At 58.3% G+C, this 17,194-nt stretch carries 15 protein-coding genes and 2 tRNA genes; 9 read left to right on the top strand and 8 right to left on the bottom strand.

What is annotated here, in order from left to right:
• The first annotated feature begins 51 nt into the window (after nucleotides 1–51).
• The 5 genes from ACP7E4_RS04025 to ACP7E4_RS04005 all read left to right on the top strand — a co-directional run bounded on the left by ACP7E4_RS04025 (nucleotide 52) and on the right by ACP7E4_RS04005 (nucleotide 4,251).
• A complete protein-coding gene (locus tag ACP7E4_RS04025) occupies nucleotides 52–858 on the top strand; it encodes an alkaline phosphatase family protein (protein ID WP_426111667.1) in 807 nt (268 codons plus the stop codon).
• Nucleotides 855–1,697: an ABC transporter permease gene (locus ACP7E4_RS04020; protein ID WP_020289248.1), complete on the top strand. Its 843-nt coding sequence runs from the start codon at nucleotides 855–857 to the stop codon at nucleotides 1,695–1,697. Before ACP7E4_RS04025 ends, ACP7E4_RS04020 begins: the two co-directional genes overlap by 4 nt.
• The gene (locus tag ACP7E4_RS04015) at nucleotides 1,684–2,481 is read left to right on the top strand and encodes an ABC transporter permease (protein ID WP_426111669.1); all 798 of its coding nucleotides are present in this window, start codon (nucleotides 1,684–1,686) and stop codon (nucleotides 2,479–2,481) included. The genes ACP7E4_RS04020 and ACP7E4_RS04015 overlap by 14 nt, the downstream gene beginning before the upstream one ends.
• A 1-nt stretch (nucleotide 2,482) precedes the next feature.
• Nucleotides 2,483–3,469, top strand: a complete 987-nt coding sequence (locus ACP7E4_RS04010; protein WP_426111671.1) for an ABC transporter ATP-binding protein — start codon at nucleotides 2,483–2,485, stop codon at nucleotides 3,467–3,469.
• A 128-nt stretch (nucleotides 3,470–3,597) separates the two neighbouring features.
• Complete coding sequence (locus tag ACP7E4_RS04005; protein WP_426111673.1) at nucleotides 3,598–4,251, top strand: HAD family hydrolase; 654 nt, start codon at nucleotides 3,598–3,600, stop codon at nucleotides 4,249–4,251.
• A gap of 122 nt (nucleotides 4,252–4,373) precedes the next feature.
• On the opposite strand, the gene ACP7E4_RS04000 is transcribed toward ACP7E4_RS04005, so the two are convergent.
• A complete protein-coding gene (locus tag ACP7E4_RS04000) occupies nucleotides 4,374–5,336 on the bottom strand; it encodes an NAD(P)H-quinone oxidoreductase (RefSeq protein WP_426111675.1) in 963 nt (320 codons plus the stop codon).
• A 140-nt stretch (nucleotides 5,337–5,476) separates the two neighbouring features.
• On the opposite strand from ACP7E4_RS04000, the gene ACP7E4_RS03995 reads away from it, so the two are divergent.
• The gene (locus tag ACP7E4_RS03995) at nucleotides 5,477–7,558 is read left to right on the top strand and encodes a carboxy terminal-processing peptidase (protein WP_426111677.1); all 2,082 of its coding nucleotides are present in this window, start codon (nucleotides 5,477–5,479) and stop codon (nucleotides 7,556–7,558) included.
• 118 nt (nucleotides 7,559–7,676) lie between these two features.
• Nucleotides 7,677–9,452, top strand: coding sequence for a bifunctional diguanylate cyclase/phosphodiesterase (locus ACP7E4_RS03990; RefSeq protein WP_426111679.1), 1,776 nt, complete (start codon nucleotides 7,677–7,679; stop codon nucleotides 9,450–9,452).
• Between the two features lie 25 nt (nucleotides 9,453–9,477).
• Here the strand turns inward: ACP7E4_RS03990 and ACP7E4_RS03985 are convergent, their stop codons facing one another.
• The 6 genes from ACP7E4_RS03985 to ACP7E4_RS03960 form a co-directional block, all read right to left on the bottom strand.
• Nucleotides 9,478–9,843, bottom strand: coding sequence for a hypothetical protein (locus ACP7E4_RS03985; protein WP_065831301.1), 366 nt, complete (start codon nucleotides 9,841–9,843; stop codon nucleotides 9,478–9,480).
• Nucleotides 9,840–10,187, bottom strand: coding sequence for a helix-turn-helix domain-containing protein (locus ACP7E4_RS03980; protein ID WP_426111681.1), 348 nt, complete (start codon nucleotides 10,185–10,187; stop codon nucleotides 9,840–9,842). The genes ACP7E4_RS03985 and ACP7E4_RS03980 overlap by 4 nt, the downstream gene beginning before the upstream one ends.
• A gap of 134 nt (nucleotides 10,188–10,321) precedes the next feature.
• On the bottom strand, nucleotides 10,322–10,774 hold the full coding sequence (locus tag ACP7E4_RS03975; RefSeq protein ID WP_426111683.1) for a YkvA family protein: 453 nt from the start codon (nucleotides 10,772–10,774) through the stop codon (nucleotides 10,322–10,324).
• A 405-nt stretch (nucleotides 10,775–11,179) separates the two neighbouring features.
• Nucleotides 11,180–11,941, bottom strand: coding sequence for an FKBP-type peptidyl-prolyl cis-trans isomerase (locus ACP7E4_RS03970; protein WP_341520826.1), 762 nt, complete (start codon nucleotides 11,939–11,941; stop codon nucleotides 11,180–11,182).
• 372 nt (nucleotides 11,942–12,313) lie between these two features.
• Nucleotides 12,314–12,390: transfer RNA gene (locus ACP7E4_RS03965), tRNA-Asp, on the bottom strand.
• 19 nt (nucleotides 12,391–12,409) lie between these two features.
• Nucleotides 12,410–12,485: transfer RNA gene (locus ACP7E4_RS03960), tRNA-Val, on the bottom strand.
• Between the two features lie 161 nt (nucleotides 12,486–12,646).
• Between ACP7E4_RS03960 and rdgC the strand changes: the two genes are divergently transcribed.
• Both rdgC and ACP7E4_RS03950 read left to right on the top strand, forming a co-directional pair.
• The gene (gene rdgC, locus ACP7E4_RS03955; protein WP_426111685.1) at nucleotides 12,647–13,567 is read left to right on the top strand and encodes a recombination-associated protein RdgC; all 921 of its coding nucleotides are present in this window, start codon (nucleotides 12,647–12,649) and stop codon (nucleotides 13,565–13,567) included.
• Nucleotides 13,568–13,699: 132 nt separating this feature from the next.
• A complete protein-coding gene (locus ACP7E4_RS03950; RefSeq protein WP_426111687.1) occupies nucleotides 13,700–14,665 on the top strand; it encodes a bile acid:sodium symporter family protein in 966 nt (321 codons plus the stop codon).
• Nucleotides 14,666–14,742: 77 nt separating this feature from the next.
• On the opposite strand, the gene ACP7E4_RS03945 is transcribed toward ACP7E4_RS03950, so the two are convergent.
• Nucleotides 14,743–17,193 carry a TonB-dependent siderophore receptor gene (locus ACP7E4_RS03945; RefSeq protein ID WP_426111689.1) on the bottom strand — a complete coding sequence of 817 codons (2,451 nt, stop codon included), beginning with the start codon at nucleotides 17,191–17,193 and terminating at the stop codon, nucleotides 14,743–14,745.
• Between the last annotated feature and the right edge of the window lies 1 nt (nucleotide 17,194).

Genomic DNA, 17,194 nt, shown 5'->3' with positions numbered 1-17,194 from the left:
CAGGTCCACTGTCTCGCCTGTCCCGTATGAATTCCGCCGGAGCGCTGGCTCATGAAACACAACGTCATCCTGATCGTGCTCGATGGCTTGAACTACGCGGTGGCCCGGCATGCGATGGGGCATTTGCAGGCCTACAGCAATGCTGGCCGCGCCGCCCTGTACAAACTGGAATGCGAGTTGCCGGCGCTTTCTCGCCCGCTGTACGAGTGCATCCTGACCGGCGTTGCGCCAATCGACAGCGGCATCGTGCATAACCAGGTTTCACGTCTGTCCAGACAGCGCAGTGTGTTTCATTACGCCACGGCAGCCGGATTGACGACTGCGGCAGCGGCCTATCACTGGGTCAGTGAGTTGTATAACCGCACGCCGTTCGACGCCGCCCGCGACCGGCATACCGATGACCTGGAACTGCCGATCCAGCACGGGCACTTTTATTACGCTGACCACTATCCGGATTCGCATCTGTTCGCCGACGCGGAAAGCCTGCGCGTCAGGCATGCTCCCAACTTTCTGCTGATTCACCCCATGAACATCGACGACGCCGGGCACAAGCACGGCCTCGACTCCGCGCAATATCGCAACAGCGCACGCAGCGCCGACATCGTGCTGGCCGATTACCTGCAACGCTGGCTCGACGCTGGCTATCAAGTGCTGGTGACCGCCGACCACGGCATGAACAACGATCGCTCACACAACGGCCTGCTGCCGGAAGAGCGCGAAGTGCCATTGTTCGTGCTCGGCGATGCGTTCAGCCTCGACAGCAATGCAGCCCCTAAACAAACCGACCTGTGCGGCATTGTTTGCGAGCTGCTCGGCGTGCCCCACGACAAACCGGTCTGCCGGGAGATATTCAATTGAGCACACTTACCCGAGGCAAATGGCTGGGGCTGCTGTGCCTGGTGCCCTTCGCCATATTTTTCATCATCTTTCAGATCGCGCCGCTGGTCTGGGTGGCGATCAACAGCCTGCATTCCGACGCAGGTTGGGGGATCGAGAACTTCATCACTGCCTTCAACTCGCGGTTCTATCGGCAAGCGATGCAATACAGCCTGGAGATCAGCTTCTGGTCGAGTCTGTTCGGCATTGTGATTGCGGTGCTCGGCAGTTATTCGCTGCGCAAGGTGGACTCGCGCTTGCGGGACTTCGTCAACGCGTTCGCCAACATGACCAGCAACTTTTCCGGAGTGCCACTGGCGTTCGCCTTCATCATCTTGCTGGGCTTCAACGGCGCGCTGACCTTGATCCTCAAGCAGGCCGGAATCATCGACGACTTCAATCTGTATTCGAAGACCGGGCTGATCATTCTCTACACCTACTTCCAGATTCCCCTGGGCGTGCTGCTGCTCTACCCGGCTTTTGATGCATTGCGCGAAGACTGGCGCGAGTCGGCATCGCTGCTCGGCGCCAGCAGTTTTCAATTCTGGCGCTACATCGGCTTGCCAGTGCTGACGCCCGCATTGCTGGGCACCTTCGTGATCCTGCTGGCCAATGCACTCGGGGCTTACGCCACCGTCTATGCGCTGACCACCGGCAACTTCAACGTGCTACCGATTCGCATCGCAGCCATGGTGGCCGGCGATATCACCCTTGATCCGAACATGGCCAGTGCGCTGGCGATGATTCTGGTCGGCCTGATGACGCTGGTCACCGTCGTCCATCAGTGGTTGCTGAAGAGGAGCTACCATGTCTCGCGTTGAACGAGGTCCCGCCAGGCTTTACCACCGGTTCGTGGTCTACACCCTGTTCTTCATCCTGCTGCTGCCTCTTGCAGGTACGCTGCTGTATTCCGTGGCGACCAGTTGGTCGGCGACTATCTTGCCCAGCGGCCTCACCTTCAAGTGGTACATCGCGCTGTGGAGTGACCCGCGTTTCCTCACCGCTTTCGGCCAGTCGCTGCTGGTCTGTGTCGGCGCGCTGATCCTGTCCGTGGTGCTGATCCTGCCGCTGCTGTTCGTGGTGCATTACCACTTTCCGCGCCTGGACAGCCTGATGAACATCCTGATCCTGCTGCCCTTCGCCGTGCCGCCAGTGGTGTCCTCTGTGGGTCTGTTGCAGCTCTACGGTTCGGGGCCGATGGCGATGGTCGGCACGCCGTGGATTCTGATCGGCTGCTACTTCACTGTCGCGCTGCCGTTCATGTACCGCGCCATAACCAACAACCTGCAGGCGATCAACCTGACCGACCTGATGGACGCCGCCCAGCTCCTCGGCGCCAATACCTGGCAGGCGGCCTTTCTGGTGGTGCTGCCCAATCTGCGCAAGGGCTTGATGGTCGCGCTGCTGCTGTCGTTTTCCTTCCTGTTCGGCGAATTCGTGTTCGCCAACCTGCTGGTCGGCACCCGCTACGAAACCTTGCAGGTGTACCTGAACAACATGCGTAACAGCAGCGGGCACTTCAACAGTGCGCTGGTGGTTTCCTACTTCCTCTTCGTGCTGCTGCTGACCTGGGCTGCCAACCGACTGAATAAGGACAAAGACTGATATGAGTTTTGTCAGTGTCGAAAATCTGCAAAAAACCTATGCCAGCACAGCGGTCTTCAGCGACATCAATTGCACGATAGAGCGTGGCGAATTCGTCACCCTGCTCGGCCCGTCCGGATGTGGCAAATCAACCTTGCTGCGCTGCATCGCCGGTCTGACCTCGGTCAACAAAGGACGCATCCTGCTCGATGGCGTGGACCTGGTGCCCATCACGCCGCAGAAACGCAATATCGGCATGGTCTTCCAGAGCTATGCGCTGTTTCCGAACATGACCGTGGAGCAGAACGTCGCGTTCGGCCTGCGCATGCAGAAGGTCAACGCCGACGACACCCACAAGCGCGTCGCCGAAGTCCTCAAATTGGTCGAGCTGACCGAGCTGGCCAGCCGCTATCCGCATCAGATGTCCGGCGGCCAATGCCAGCGCGTGGCCCTGGCGCGCTCGCTGGTCACCCGTCCGCGCCTGTTGCTGCTGGACGAACCGCTCTCGGCGCTGGATGCACGGATTCGCAAACACCTGCGCGAACAGATCCGCGCCATTCAACGGGAGCTGGGCCTGACGACGATTTTTGTGACTCACGATCAGGAGGAAGCGCTGATCATGTCGGACCGCATCTTCCTGATGAACCAGGGCCGCATCGTGCAAAGCGGCGACGCCGAAACCCTCTACACTGCGCCGGTCGATGCATTTGCCGCAGGTTTCATCGGCAACTACAACCTGCTCGAAGCGGATGAAGCCAGCCGCCTGATGCAGCGCCCCATCGACACCCGCATCGCGATTCGTCCGGAGGCCATTCAGTTGAGCCTCACCGGTTCACTGGAAGGCGAAGTGCGCAGCCACAGTCTGCTGGGCAATGTGATTCGCTATCGGGTCGAAGCTCGCGGCGTGGAATTGGTGGTAGACGTACTCAACCGCTCGGCGGACGATTTGCATCCCAATGGCCGACGTGTGACGTTGAGCATTGATGCGTCGGCGTTGTGTGAAGTCTGAGGACAGCTGCAAGCGGCAAGCTATAAGCTGCAAGTGGGCGAGACGCGGTCGATTTCACTTGCAGCTTGAAGCTTGCAGCTGCGCGCCGAACGCCAATTCAACTGACAAAGTTTTAAGGAACGCGCGCAATGCCTTTAGCCATTTTTGACCTGGACGAAACCTTGATCGCCGGTGACTGCGCCAGTTTATGGAGCGAGCAGATGGGCCGCCTCGGCTGGGTCGATCCCGAGTCGTTCATCAAGCGCGATCACGAACTGATGCAAGCCTACAGCGAAGGCAAGCTGGCGATGGAGGACTACATGGCCTTCAGCCTGGAGCCGATGCTTGGCCGCACTCCGGAGGAAGTCGATCACCTGGTAGGCCCGTGGGTCGAGGACTTCATCGAGCCGATCATCTTCAGTGACGCGACCAAATGCATCGCCGAACACCGCGCCGCTGGCGACCGGATTCTGGTGATCTCGGCTTCGGGGATCCATCTGGTCAAGCCGATTGCCGAGCGCATCGGTATCGACGAAGTGCTGGCGATTGATCTGGAGGTGCAGCACGGGGTTTACAGCGGCAGGACCGTTGGCACCCTGACGTATCGGGAAGGCAAGGTCACGAGGCTCATGGAATGGCTGGACACCGAAGGCGAAAACCTCGAAGGCGCCAGCTTTTATTCGGACTCACGCAATGACCTGGCCTTGCTGCTCAAGGTCGATCACCCGCACGTGGTCAACCCCGATCCGACCTTGCTGGAGCACGCCCAGAAGGCCGGTTGGCCGGTGCATCACTGGAAATAATCGTCACATCATTGTGGGAGCGAGCTTGCTCGCGAATAGGTCGGGACATCCGCTACGTTTTTATACGCTTGATACCGCCTTCGCGAGCAAGCTCGCTCCCACTGATATTAAAACCGCTTCAGTTAAACCAGACTTTCATCAATCACCAACACCACCTTCCCGGAAACCTGATTGGTCGCCAGCTCGGCGAACGCCGCTTCGGCGTCGCTGATCGGGAAGCTGCGCGCCAGTTGCGGGTTGAGACGGCCTTCGCTGAACAGCGGCCAGACGTTGTGCGCCAGGTCGAGCAGCAAGTCGGCCTTGAACTGGTCATCGCGACTGCGCAGGGTGGAACCCAGCAACTGGATGCGTTTGCCCAATATCTGGGCCAGATCCAGCTGCGCTTCACGGCCACCCATCAGGCCGATCAACACCCAGCGGCCATCGACGCTCAACAGCTTCACGTTAAGCGCGGCATAGTTGCCGCCGACCGGATCGAGGATCACGTCAAAGGGTGCAAAGTCTTTCAGGCTGTCGATGCTTTCGCTGCGCACCACTCCGCCCTGAGCGCCCAATTCGGTGCAGTACGCCAGACGCTCGGCCGATCCGACGCTGACCCAGACCGGGTTGCCGAACGCCTTGCAAAGCTGAATGCCCGCTGAACCAACTCCACTTGCCCCGGCATGCAGCAAAACTTTTTCGCCCGGCTTGAGTGCAGCCAGCTGGAACAGATTCAGCCAGGCGGTGGCGTAGACTTCAGGAATTCCCGCCGCTTCATGCAGTGAAATTCCTTCGGGCACCGGCAGTACGTGACGCGCATCGGCAACCACTTCTTCAGCCATGGCACCACCAGCCAACAGCGCGCAAACCCGGTCGCCAACCTGCCACGCAGAACCCGGACCAACCTCGGCAATTACTCCGGAACATTCCATGCCAAGAAATTCGCTGGCCCCCGGCGGCGGCGGATACAGGCCCGCGCGCTGCAATAAATCAGCGCGATTCAAACCTGCGGCAGCCACTTTGATCCGGACTTGACCCGCATCAAGGGCCGGACTCGGTGTCTCGACCCATTCCACTCGACCTTCAACGCCTTGCAATGCCTTCACGGTGCCTCCATAGTGAGTCTGGACTGAGCCCGAAGCTATAGACGCCCGGGCTTTTTGCATTATGCGACCGGATCCGACGGGACCGGCGACTTCAAAGACGGCCTAATATGCGTTATCAATTGTCCCCGCGTCGAATCAGCATGAAGCATTTTTTCCCAGGCACCGCCCTCGCCCTGCTCGTTGGCCTCAGTATTCTGCCAATGTCTGCCAGCTCTTTCGCCGCCAACAGCTGGGATAACCTCCAGCCTGATCGCGATGAAGTGATTGCCAGCCTCAACGTGGTTGAGCTGCTGAAACGGCACCATTACAGCAAGCCGCCGCTTGACGACAAGCGCTCGGTGATCATTTACGAGAGCTACCTCAAGCTGCTCGATCCGGCACGCAGCTATTTTCTGGCCAGCGATATCGCCGAATTCGACAAGTGGCAGACCCAGTTCGACGATTTCCTCAAGAGCGGCGACCTGAACGCCGGGTTCACCATCTACAAGCGCTATCTGGACCGCATCAAGTCGCGTCTGGATTTCGCCTTGGCAGAGTTGAACAAAGGCGTCGACAAACTTGATTTCACCACCAAGGAAAACTTGCTGGTTGATCGCAAGGACGCCCCATGGGCGAAGAACCAGGCTGAACTGGACGATCTGTGGCGCAAACGCGTCAAGGACGAAGTCCTGCGCCTGAAGATTGCCGGCAAAGACCCGGCGAAGATTCAGGAAACCCTGACCAAGCGCTACAAGAATCAGCTGTCGCGCCTGGCCCAGACTCGTAGCGAAGACGTGTTCCAGGCTTACATCAACACCTTCGCCATGTCCTACGATCCGCACACCAATTACCTGTCACCTGACAGCGCGGAAAACTTCGACATCAACATGAGCCTGTCGCTGGAAGGCATCGGCGCCGTGTTGCAGAGCGATAACGACAACGTGAAGATCGTGCGTCTGGTGCCGGCAGGTCCTGCGGCCAAGACCAAGCAGGTCGCTCCGGCTGACAAAATCGTCGGCGTCGCCCAGGGCGACAAAGAGATGGTCGACGTGATCGGCTGGCGTCTGGACGAAGTGGTCAAGCTGATCCGTGGCCCTAAAGGCTCGATCGTGCGCCTGGAAGTGATTCCGGCCAGCAACGCACCGAACGACCAGACCACCAAAATCGTCGCCATTACTCGCGAAGCGGTGAAGCTCGAAGAACAGGCTGCGAAAAAATCGATCCTGCACCTGAATCAGGACGGTCGCGACTACAAGCTGGGCGTCATCGACATCCCGGCGTTCTATCTGGACTTCAAGGCCTACCGTGCTGGCGATCCGGAATACAAGAGCACCACCCGCGACGTGAAAAAACTGCTGACTGAACTGCAAGCCGAGAAAGTCGACGGTGTGGTTCTGGACTTGCGTAACAACGGCGGCGGCTCCCTGCAGGAAGCCACCGAGCTGACCAGTCTGTTCATCGACAAAGGCCCGACCGTGTTGGTGCGCAACGCGGACGGCAAGGTCGACGTCCTCGAAGACGAAGACACCGGCGCCTTCTACAAAGGCCCGATGGCATTGTTGGTCAACCGCTTGTCCGCCTCGGCTTCGGAGATTTTCGCCGGCGCCATGCAGGACTATCACCGCGCATTGATCATTGGCGGCCAGACCTTCGGTAAAGGCACCGTGCAGACCATTCAGCCGCTCAATCATGGCGAGCTGAAACTGACCCTGGCCAAGTTCTACCGGGTTTCCGGGCAGAGCACCCAGCATCAGGGCGTCGTGCCGGACATCGCTTACCCGTCGATCATCGATACCAAGGAAATCGGCGAAAGCGCGCTGCCTGAGGCCATGCCTTGGGACAGCATCAAGCCGGCGATCAAGCCGGCGGTCGATCCGTTCAAACCATTCCTGGCGCAATTGCAGTCCCGACATGAAGCCCGTTCGGCAAAAGATGCCGAATTTGTCTTCATCGAAGACCGTCTGGCGCTGGCCAAGAAGTTGATGAGCGAGAAAACCGTCAGCCTGAACGAAGTTGACCGTCGCACCGAACATGCCTCTATCGAAGCCAGGCAGCTGACTCTGGAAAACACCCGCCGCAAGGCCAAAGGTGAAGAGCCGCTCAAGGAGCTGAAGAAAGAGGACGAAGACGCGCTGCCGGTTGAAGACGACAAGACCAAACCTGAAGACGACGCTTACCTGTCGGAAACCGGGCGAATCCTGATCGACTATCTGGGGCTGAACGCGGCTGTGGCCAAGAAGTAAAAGCCACATGGATAATGGCTGTTTAATGGCAACGGTCATCAAACAGTCATGAATCTGTCGTGAAATAGAGGGGCTGAGCGCACAATGCTTAGCCCCTTTTTCTTGCCTTGAGATCGCCATGACCGCAACTGAACAGCTGAACGCATTGAGTTCAATTCTGGCTCATGGCGATCTACACAGTCTGTTCCAGCCCATCGTGTCACTGTCCGAACGCCGCATTCTCGGTTATGAAGCCCTGACCCGTGGCCCATCGAACAGCTCGCTGCATTCGCCGGTCAACCTGTTCGCCATTGCCCGCCAGGCCGGTCGCCTCAGTGAGCTGGAGTTGCAGTGTCGGGAAAGTGCGTGTCGTCGGTTCAGCCAACAGAAGCTGCCCGGCAAGCTGTTCCTCAATATTTCCCCGGAATCCTTGCTGGAACCTGCGCACCCGCCAGGCCGAACCTTGCAGCTGTTGCAACGCTACGGCATTGCACCCAGCAACGTGGTGATCGAGCTGACCGAGCAGACGCCCACCGAAGACTTCGAGCTGCTTTACACCGCGTTGCACCACTATCGGGACATGGGTTTTTCCATTGCGATGGACGATCTGGGCGCGGGGTATTCCAGCCTGCGCCTGTGGTCGGAACTGCGCCCGGAATACGTCAAGATCGACCGGCACTTCATCGATGGCATTCATCAGGACGCGGTGAAACGCGAATTTGTCGGTTCCATGCTGCAAATGGCCAGGGCTTCCCGGGCGCTGGTCATCGCCGAGGGCATCGAGCTGCCCGAGGAACTGGCGGTGCTCCGGGAAATGGGCGTGGAACTGGTCCAGGGTTATCTGCTCTGTCGCCCGCAGGAGCAACCGCCTCGTGACGCGCAAGCGATGCTGCCCAAGCTTGAAACCAGCTCAGTGCTGGTGCTGACCGAGGAAGGTAGCGATTTGAGTGCGCTGCTCAACGAGCAAGCGGCAGTGGTGCACAACATGCCGACCGCCTCGGTGCTCGAAGCATTTCGCAAACAGGCCAATCTCAATTCCCTCGCCGTGCTGGACGAACACGGCCAGCCGTGCGGGATAGTTCATCGGCATTCGTTATCGGAAATCCTCCTCAAGCCGTTTGCCACCGAGCTGTTCGCCCGCAAGCCGATCAGCCGCCTGATGAGCGATGACTTTCTCGCCGTGGAGTTGAGCCAGTCCTTGCAGCAGGTCAGCCGTTTGCTGACCAGCCGCGCCCGGCAACGTATCGAAGAAGACTTCATCATCACCCAGAACGGCCGTTATCTGGGTCTTGGCCGGGTAATTGACGTGCTCAAGCTGATTACCGAGTTGAAAATCCAGCAGGCCCGCTATGCCAACCCGCTGACGCTGCTGCCTGGCAATGTGCCAATCCAGCAGTGCCTGACCCGCCTGTTGCAACAGGGCCGGGAATCGATGATCTGCTACGTGGACATCGATAGTTTCAAACCCTTCAACGATATCTACGGGTATGGGCGCGGAGACGAGGTTCTGCTGTGCCTCGCCCAATGCCTGAACGACCGGATCGACCCCAGCCGCGACTTCGTCGGGCACATTGGCGGCGATGACTTTCTGATGGTGCTCGGTTCGGAAGACTGGAACAAACGTCTGAACGCCCTGCTGGAGGACTTCCAGAATCAGTGCCGACGCTTCTATCGGGCCGAGCATCTGGAAGCCGGTTGCTTCACCGCCTTGAATCGCCACGGCCAGCGCCAGGAGTTCGCGCTGCTGTCGCTGTCCATCGGCGTCATCCATCTGCATCCTGAGTCCTGCGCCGAACTGGACGCCAGTCGCCTGGCCGAACTGGCCTCACAGGCCAAGCACTACGCCAAGGAAGTCGCCGGAGCGAGCCTGCATGTGATCGATACGCGAGAGCTGGATTTGTTGGCGATGGGGTGATGGTGCGAACGCGCCTTTCATCCCGTCACTCCGATTCCGGATACACGAACTCAAACACCCGCACCACTTCCGAAGCATGCCAGGACGCCGCTGCGATCCCATCTGAAGGCCCGGAAAAACGCCCGAGGCGTTCTACGCATTCGAAAAAACCGGTGCGCGGCAAACGACTCGCGCCCTGGCTGATAACCAGCGCACTGCGCAACGGCTGCTCGGCGCGAGCATCCAGCGCGGCCAGATGCTCAAGCGCGGCGGTGAGGGTTTGCATGGCGGGGCTGGGCAGTTGCAGACGCTCCAGGAGCGCACGATAAGTCAGCAAGTGGCGCTGGCGACGCGCCTGATCCAGCTCAGCCAATAGCCCTTCCCAGTGCTGGCGACTGATGCGTACGCTCATGCCTCACCTCGCCAGCCAGCGACACCCAATTCCCAGGCCAGGCTGCGGCGGATAGCGGCATCGGGCTGGCGCACCCCACTTTCAATCAACTCAAGGTAAGAGGGGCTGATGCCAACCGTGCGCGCCAACTGCGCGACTTCCAGCCCCTTGGCTGCTCGAAGCGTCGCCAACTGATCCAGACCAGGCAATTCAGCGGGTGCCTCCATCGGTTCGACCGGCTGAGTGCCCGACGCAGGCTTCTCTTTGGACACAAGACCTGCGGCGCGCAGCAATGCCTGGTACTGAGCCCACGGCAACACTGCGTATTCTGGCTCTCCATCACGAGAAATGACCTGAAGATCCATACAACCCCCTGTAGGACAACTACACATGCGAGTAGGCGTTTCCATGTTGCTGCATCTTAACAGCGGATGGAGGCCATATGCCTGTCTTGAATCTAAAACTGGGTCCTATATAGCGGCGAATTACTGAACATGGGTCAGTCTTTGGCTTTTTCCTGTTCGAGCAGTGCTGGTGTAGCCGGCAGGCGCTCCACTACCAGCAGCTTTTCGGGAGCCTGGCGCTCGCGCCATTGGCGAAACGCCGACAACTCCCCTTCCAGATGCTTCATGACCCATGCCAGCACTGCGATGTCATCGAGCATGCCCAAGCCGGGGATCCAGTCGGGAATCGCGTCCAGCGGGCTGAGGAAGTACATCAGGCCGGCAACGATGGACAGAATCGCCGTCGGGCTGATCGCGCGATACTCGCCGCGCCAGTACGCCAGACACAACGCCTGCAACAGCCGTAGATCATCCATGACCTTACCCAGCCGACCGCGTTCTGCAGAGCCCTTGCGCGCAACGGCAAACAGCAAGCCTGGCAAACGCCCTGCCGCCATCAGTCGGCGAGCCATGGGCAAATAACGAATAAAATTCCACGGTGCTTTCATGTCCACTCCTGTTGAGCGACTTTTCTGTGAATAAACGCCGATCCTACAATCGCCGGCGTCTGGTCATCAAAAAGGTTATCCACACAACTTGTGGATAACCTTGTGAACAGAGCCTCTTTTCAGGCCGCAGAGGCCCGTTCTATAGGCTCCTGACTCAAATCGGGCGTTTTTTACTCACCTGAAAAAAGCCATGAAATTCGTTGACTTGCAGGCTTTTGGAAGTTACCCACAGCCATGCCTGTGGATTAATGTTGGATCGTCTGACAATTGATCGATCCACCTTCTGCGTTCGACGCCCACAGTGACGTAATTGGGACTGCACCTGATTGCATCCGTTCGACAAATAACACAGAAACGAAAACGCCCCGTCGAAACGGGGCGTTTTGCTCAAGCCTGAACCGCTAGTTATTTCTTGGTAGCAGGTGCAGTCTCTTCTTCTTCGTCAGCATCAGCGCCAGGAGCCGGCATCGAAGCAGGATCCTTGATACCGAGCAGCTCCAGATCGAAGACCAATACCGAGTTGGCAGGGATCATCGGGCTAGGGCTCTGCGCGCCGTAAGCCAGATCGCTCGGGATGTAGAGCTTGATCTTCTCGCCGACGTGCATCAGTTGCAGGCCTTCAACCCAACCCGGAATCACACCGCTGACCGGCAGATCAATCGGGCTACCGCGCTCTACAGAGCTGTCGAATACCTTGCCGTCAGTCAACTTGCCTTCGTAGTGAACAGTCACCACGTCGGTCGCTTTAGGCTGAGCGCCATCGGCTTTCTTGACGATTTCATACTGCAGGCCGGAAGCGGTGGTAACTACACCGGCTTTCTTGCCATTTTCTTCGAGGAATTTCTTGCCAGCCGAGGCTGACTCTTCGCTCATCTTGGCCAGACGCTCTTCGGCACGCTTTTGCAGCGCGGCGAAAGCCTCAACCAATTCATCATCCTTGAGCTTCTGCTCTTTCTTGCCGACGGCGTCTTCGATGCCCAGGGCTACTGCCTTGGAATCCAGATCATCCATGCCTTCCTGAGCCAGGCTCTTGCCCATGTTCAGGCCAATACCATAAGACGCTTTCTGTGCCGGGGTTTTCAGCTCAACAGTGCTGGCTTGCTTATCACAACCTGCGAGTACCAGACCGACCAGGGCAATCGCCGCTGCCAACCGATGCTGTTTCATGCTAATTCCTTGTTCATGCGCCAATAGGGCAAACGAGTAAAGCCGCGAGCTTATCAGGCCGCCGCGATCAATGGCTACCGGCATGAGAGGCAGAAAAGACAGATAAGTTCAGGTATCCAAAGGTTTTCTTGAGATGGAGGGCTGCTTGTTCAGTTCGGGTTCAGGGACTTTGCGCAAAATCGTACAAATCTACTAGATTCGTCTTACACATCAAGTCGATTGAATAGCACGGCGCAGCGAGGAACTGAACGCCTGTCTACAGCGCAGGACCGCTCTCTAAAAGGCAGGAAGGAAAAAACGCAGACAAAGAGAAGCCCGCACTAGGCGGGCTTTCTTTTGCTTCAAGGAGTTCAAGGGCCTTGAAGCGGAATATGGCGCAGCGGACGGGACTCGAACCCGCGACCCCCGGCGTGACAGGCCGGTATTCTAACCGACTGAACTACCGCTGCGCGTAACACTTTGAATGATTGGTGGGTGATGACGGGATCGAACCGCCGACCCGCTGCTTGTAAGGCAGCTGCTCTCCCAGCTGAGCTAATCACCCTTCACTCATCGTGTGGCGCGCATTCTACGTAGCGACCCTACCTCTGGCAAGCACTTTTTTAAATAATTTTTATAATCTTACCAAAGGCTTAGCGCAGGGTTGGCCGCAGGGTCCGAGGAGCGAATAATGCCCCCCTTTGTATAGAAGGAGAGATTCACCTCATGTGGTTCAAAAACCTGCTTATCTATCGCCTGACCCAGGATCTGCCTTTTGACGCCGAGGCGCTGGAAACTGCACTGGCGACCAAACCGGCCCGCGCCTGTGCCAGCCAGGAGTTGACCACTTACGGTTTCGTCGCCCCTTTTGGCAAAGGTGAAGACGCTCCACTGGTCCACATCAGCGGCGACTTCCTGCTGATCGCGGCGCGCAAGGAAGAACGCATCCTGCCGGGCAGCGTTGTACGCGACGCGGTCAAGGAGAAGGTCGAAGAGATCGAGGCCGAGCAAATGCGCAAGGTCTATAAGAAGGAGCGCGATCAGATCAAGGATGAAATCATCCAGGCGTTCCTGCCCCGCGCCTTTATCCGTCGCTCCGCCACGTTCGCCGCTATCGCGCCGAAACAGGGCCTGATCCTGGTCAACTCGGCCAGCCCCAAGCGTGCCGAAGACTTGCTGTCGACGCTGCGTGAAGTAATCGGCTCACTGCCGGTGCGCCCTCTCACCGTCAAGACCGCGCCAACCGCGGTGATGACCGAGTGGGTCACCACGCAGAAAGCTGCTGACAATTTCTTCGTGCTCGACGAATGCGAACTGCGCGACACCCATGAAGATGGCGGGATCGTACGCTGCAAGCGTCAGGACCTGACCAGCGATGAAATCCAGCTGCACTTGAGCACGGGCAAAGTCGTTACCCAACTGTCCCTGGCCTGGCAGGACAAGCTGGCCTTCGTGCTGGACGACAAGATGGTGGTCAAGCGCCTGAAGTTCGAAGACTTGCTGCAGGATCAGGCGGAACAGGACGGCGGCGACGAGGCTCTGGGCCAACTCGATGCCAGCTTTACCCTCATGATGCTGACTTTTGGCGAGTTCCTGCCGGAACTGGTTGAAGCCCTGGGCGGCGAAGAATTGCCGCAGGGGATTTAAAGCAAAACCTGTTGGAGCGAGGCTTGCCCGCGAATGAGGCAACGCGATGGTTCAGACCCACCGCGTTATCGTTATTTCGCGGGCAAGCCTCGCTCCCACGGAATATGAACCCAATAAAAAAAGGAACCCGCCATGCGTGCATTGGCAGCCTTGAGTCGTTTTGTCGGTAATACCTTTGCGTACTGGGTGCTGCTGTTCGCCGTGTTGGCGTTCCTGTTCCCACAATGGTTCATTGGCCTTAAACCGCTGATCGTCCCGCTGCTGGGGCTGGTGATGTTCGGGATGGGCCTGACCCTCAAGCTCGATGACTTTTCCGAAGTTGCCCGCCATCCGTGGCGCGTGGCCCTGGGTGTGGTTGCGCATTTTGTGATCATGCCCGGTGTGGCGTGGTTGCTGTGCCAGGTGTTTCATCTGCCGCCGGAAATCGCCGTCGGTGTGATTCTGGTGGGCTGCTGCCCGAGCGGCACGTCCTCCAATGTCATGGCCTGGCTGGCCAAGGGCGATCTGGCCCTGGCAGTGGCCATCGCAGCGGTCACCACCCTGCTCGCCCCACTTCTGACACCGACCTTGATCTGGTTCCTGGCCTCGGCCTGGTTGCCGGTGTCCTTCATGGATATGTTCTGGTCGATCCTGCAACTGGTCATGCTGCCCATCGTGCTCGGCGTGCTCGCGCAGCGTTTGCTCGGCGCACGGGTCAGCTACGCGGTGGACGTATTGCCACTGGTTTCGGTGGTCAGCATCGTGATGATTGTCTGCGCCGTGGTTGCCGCCAGTCAGGCGAAAATCGCCGAATCCGGCCTGCTGATCATGCTCGTGGTGATCCTGCACAACAGCTTCGGCTTCCTGCTGGGCTACTTCACCGGCAAGGTCTTCAAGCTGCCATTGGCGCAACGCAAGTCCCTGGCGCTGGAAGTCGGCATGCAGAACTCGGGATTGGGCGCGGCATTGGCCAGCGCGCACTTCTCGCCATTGGCGGCGGTGCCCAGCGCATTGTTCAGTGTCTGGCACAACATTTCCGGCGCACTGCTTTCGACGTACTTCCGCAAGATGAAAGAAGACGAGGAGCCGGTGAAAGCGCCTGCTGCCATCGTCGACTGATTGCCGGACCGTAACTTCGGCAACAAAAAAGGGGGAGCCAGTCATCTGGCTCCCCCTTTTCATTCAAGCGCGCTCTGTTACCAGAAAGTACCGCGCAAGGTCAGCATGTGGTTGCGCGGTTCGCCGTACCAGTTGGTGGCGGAAGTCGAGCCCACGGTTGAGTAATACGTCTTGTCGAAAATGTTGTTGGCGTTATAGGTGACGGTCCAGTGTTCGTCGACCTTGTATTCGGCCAACGCATTCCAGACTGCATAGCCCGCCTGCTCGAAGTCATAGGTATTGGTGCCGCCGCTGTTGGTCACCGTACCGCTGTAGTAGTTGGAGCTTTGCAGGTTCACACCGCCGCCCACTTTGAAGTCCGACAACACGCCGGGCAGCTGATAGGTGGAAAACAGCTTGAACAAATGCTTGGGCGTCTGGGTGCTCAGCAACGTCTTGGAACTCTTGTTGTGGTTCTGGTTATAGGTATAACCGGCCATCAACATCCAGTCAGGCATGATTTCACCCGATACTTCCATATCGACGCCCTTGCTCACCACTTCGCCGCTACCAATCCAGCAGCAGCTGCCGGAGAAGTCATAGTCGTTGGCAGGATAGGCTGGATCGCGCACGCCCTGATTGTCACGCTTGGTGTAGTACAGCGCGAAGTTGGTGTTGACTCTACCGCCGAACAACTCGCCTTTGAGACCGGTCTCATAAGTCTTGCCTTCCATGGCGTCGAGCGAAGAGCCCGAACCGGTCAGCAAACTTACCTGCGGTTTGTAGATTTCCGAATAGCTGCCATAGACCGACCATTCATCATTGAGGTCATAGACCAGACCGCCATAAGGCGTGACTTTGGTCGGTTCGCGCATGGAAATTTGCGAGGACGTGTTCCAGGTCCCGGCTGAAAGCGTCTTGTAGGTCTGGTCAAATTTGTAGCGTTGCACCCGCGCGCCGAGGATCAAATGCAGCGGCTCGGCCAACTGCATGCGCAAGCTGCCGTACAGACCGTACTGTTTCTGGTCGTTGGGGCTGTAATCGCGCGTGTAGTTGGTGTTGTTTGGTGGCTCGGCGAACGGCGTGCTGTCCGGATCGTAAGGGTTGATTGCGCCACCCACGACTCGGGCAACACCCAGCCAGCGACTGGTTACGTCCTGATAATCAGCGCCGACCACCAGGTCGTGTTGCAGACCAAACATGTCGAAGGTGCCGGACAGGTTGGTGTCCCACATGCGCTGCTGGTTTTCCTGCTTGGCAGTCGTGCTGCTCCAGGACAACCCGCCGCCGGTCGCCTGGTTGACGCCTACACCGCTGACGGTCGTGGTCTTGAAGTAGCCAACATCCCAGAGATCGGTATAGGAAACGTTGAGTTTCCAGTCGTCTGATAGCTTGTGGTCGATCTTGGCAAAAATCTCGCGCCCGGTGGTGTCGGTATAACCCCAGTTCTGACCGAGACTGGTGTGACGCGGCAGGCCGATATCGGAGCCGTCGAGGTAGCGCGGCACAGAGTTTTGCGTGCCATTCTCATGGGCTTTGTTGTAGCGGATACCGGCGGTGAGCATGGTGTCATCGGTGATGTCAGCTTCGAGGACGCCGTAAACGAACGGTTTTTCCGTGCTGCGGTTATCGATGAAATACTGTCGATCGGTGTTGGCAACCACCATACGACCGCGCAGTTTGCCGTCGAAGGCAATCGGGCCGGTGAGGTCTACTTCCTGGCGATAGTTGTCCCAACTGCCCGCCGACGCGGTAAGTTTCAGCTGGTAAGTGTCCATCGGGCGTTTGCGCACCATGTTGACGATACCGCCAGGATCACCCGTGCCGCCAAACAATGCCGCCGAACCACGCAGCACTTCGATGTGGTCGAATTCAGCCAGGTCGTAGACGTTGGACGAATAGAAGCTGCCCAGCGAACTGCCCAACGCCATCGGCGCGGCACCATCGAGCTGGAAGTTTTCGATCTTGAAACCACGGGACAAGATGTCGAACGTCCGATAAGTGCTGTTCTGCACGGTGATGCCCGGCGTCATGCGCAGCGCATCGTTGATATCGGTCAACTGCTGGTCAGCCATCATTTGCTGGCTGATGATGGAAATCGACTGCGGCGTCTGGCGCAGGCTGGTGGGGGTTTTCGAGCCCACGCTGGTCAAGCCGGTGGTGTAGGACTTGGAGTTCTCAGTTGCCTGGCCCATGCCCTGGCCCTGAATCGTCGTCGCGCCCAATTCCATCGCACCGCCGGCAATGGACTCTTCGCTGAGGAAAATCGTGTTGTTTTCGATGCGATAAGTCAGGCCGGCGCCATTGAGCAGCTTGTCCAGCGCAGCACCCGGCTCAAGATCACCGTTGACCGCCACGGACTTCTTGCCGCTGACCATTTCCGGTCGATACAACACTTGCAGCCCGGTCTGCGCGCCCAGCGCATTTAGCGCGGCATCCAGAGGCTGGGCCGGAATATTCACATGACGGACTTCAGCGAACACGCCCTCGCATGTTCCCAGCGCCAACCCCAATACCACTACGGATGCGGACGTTCTCCATGAAGGCATC

This window comes from Pseudomonas sp. DSP3-2-3 (assembly GCF_049898225.1).
Lineage (GTDB): Bacteria > Pseudomonadota > Gammaproteobacteria > Pseudomonadales > Pseudomonadaceae > Aquipseudomonas.
The sequence above is the reverse complement of the archived record's forward strand: the minus strand, read 5'-3'. Positions and strand labels throughout refer to the sequence as shown.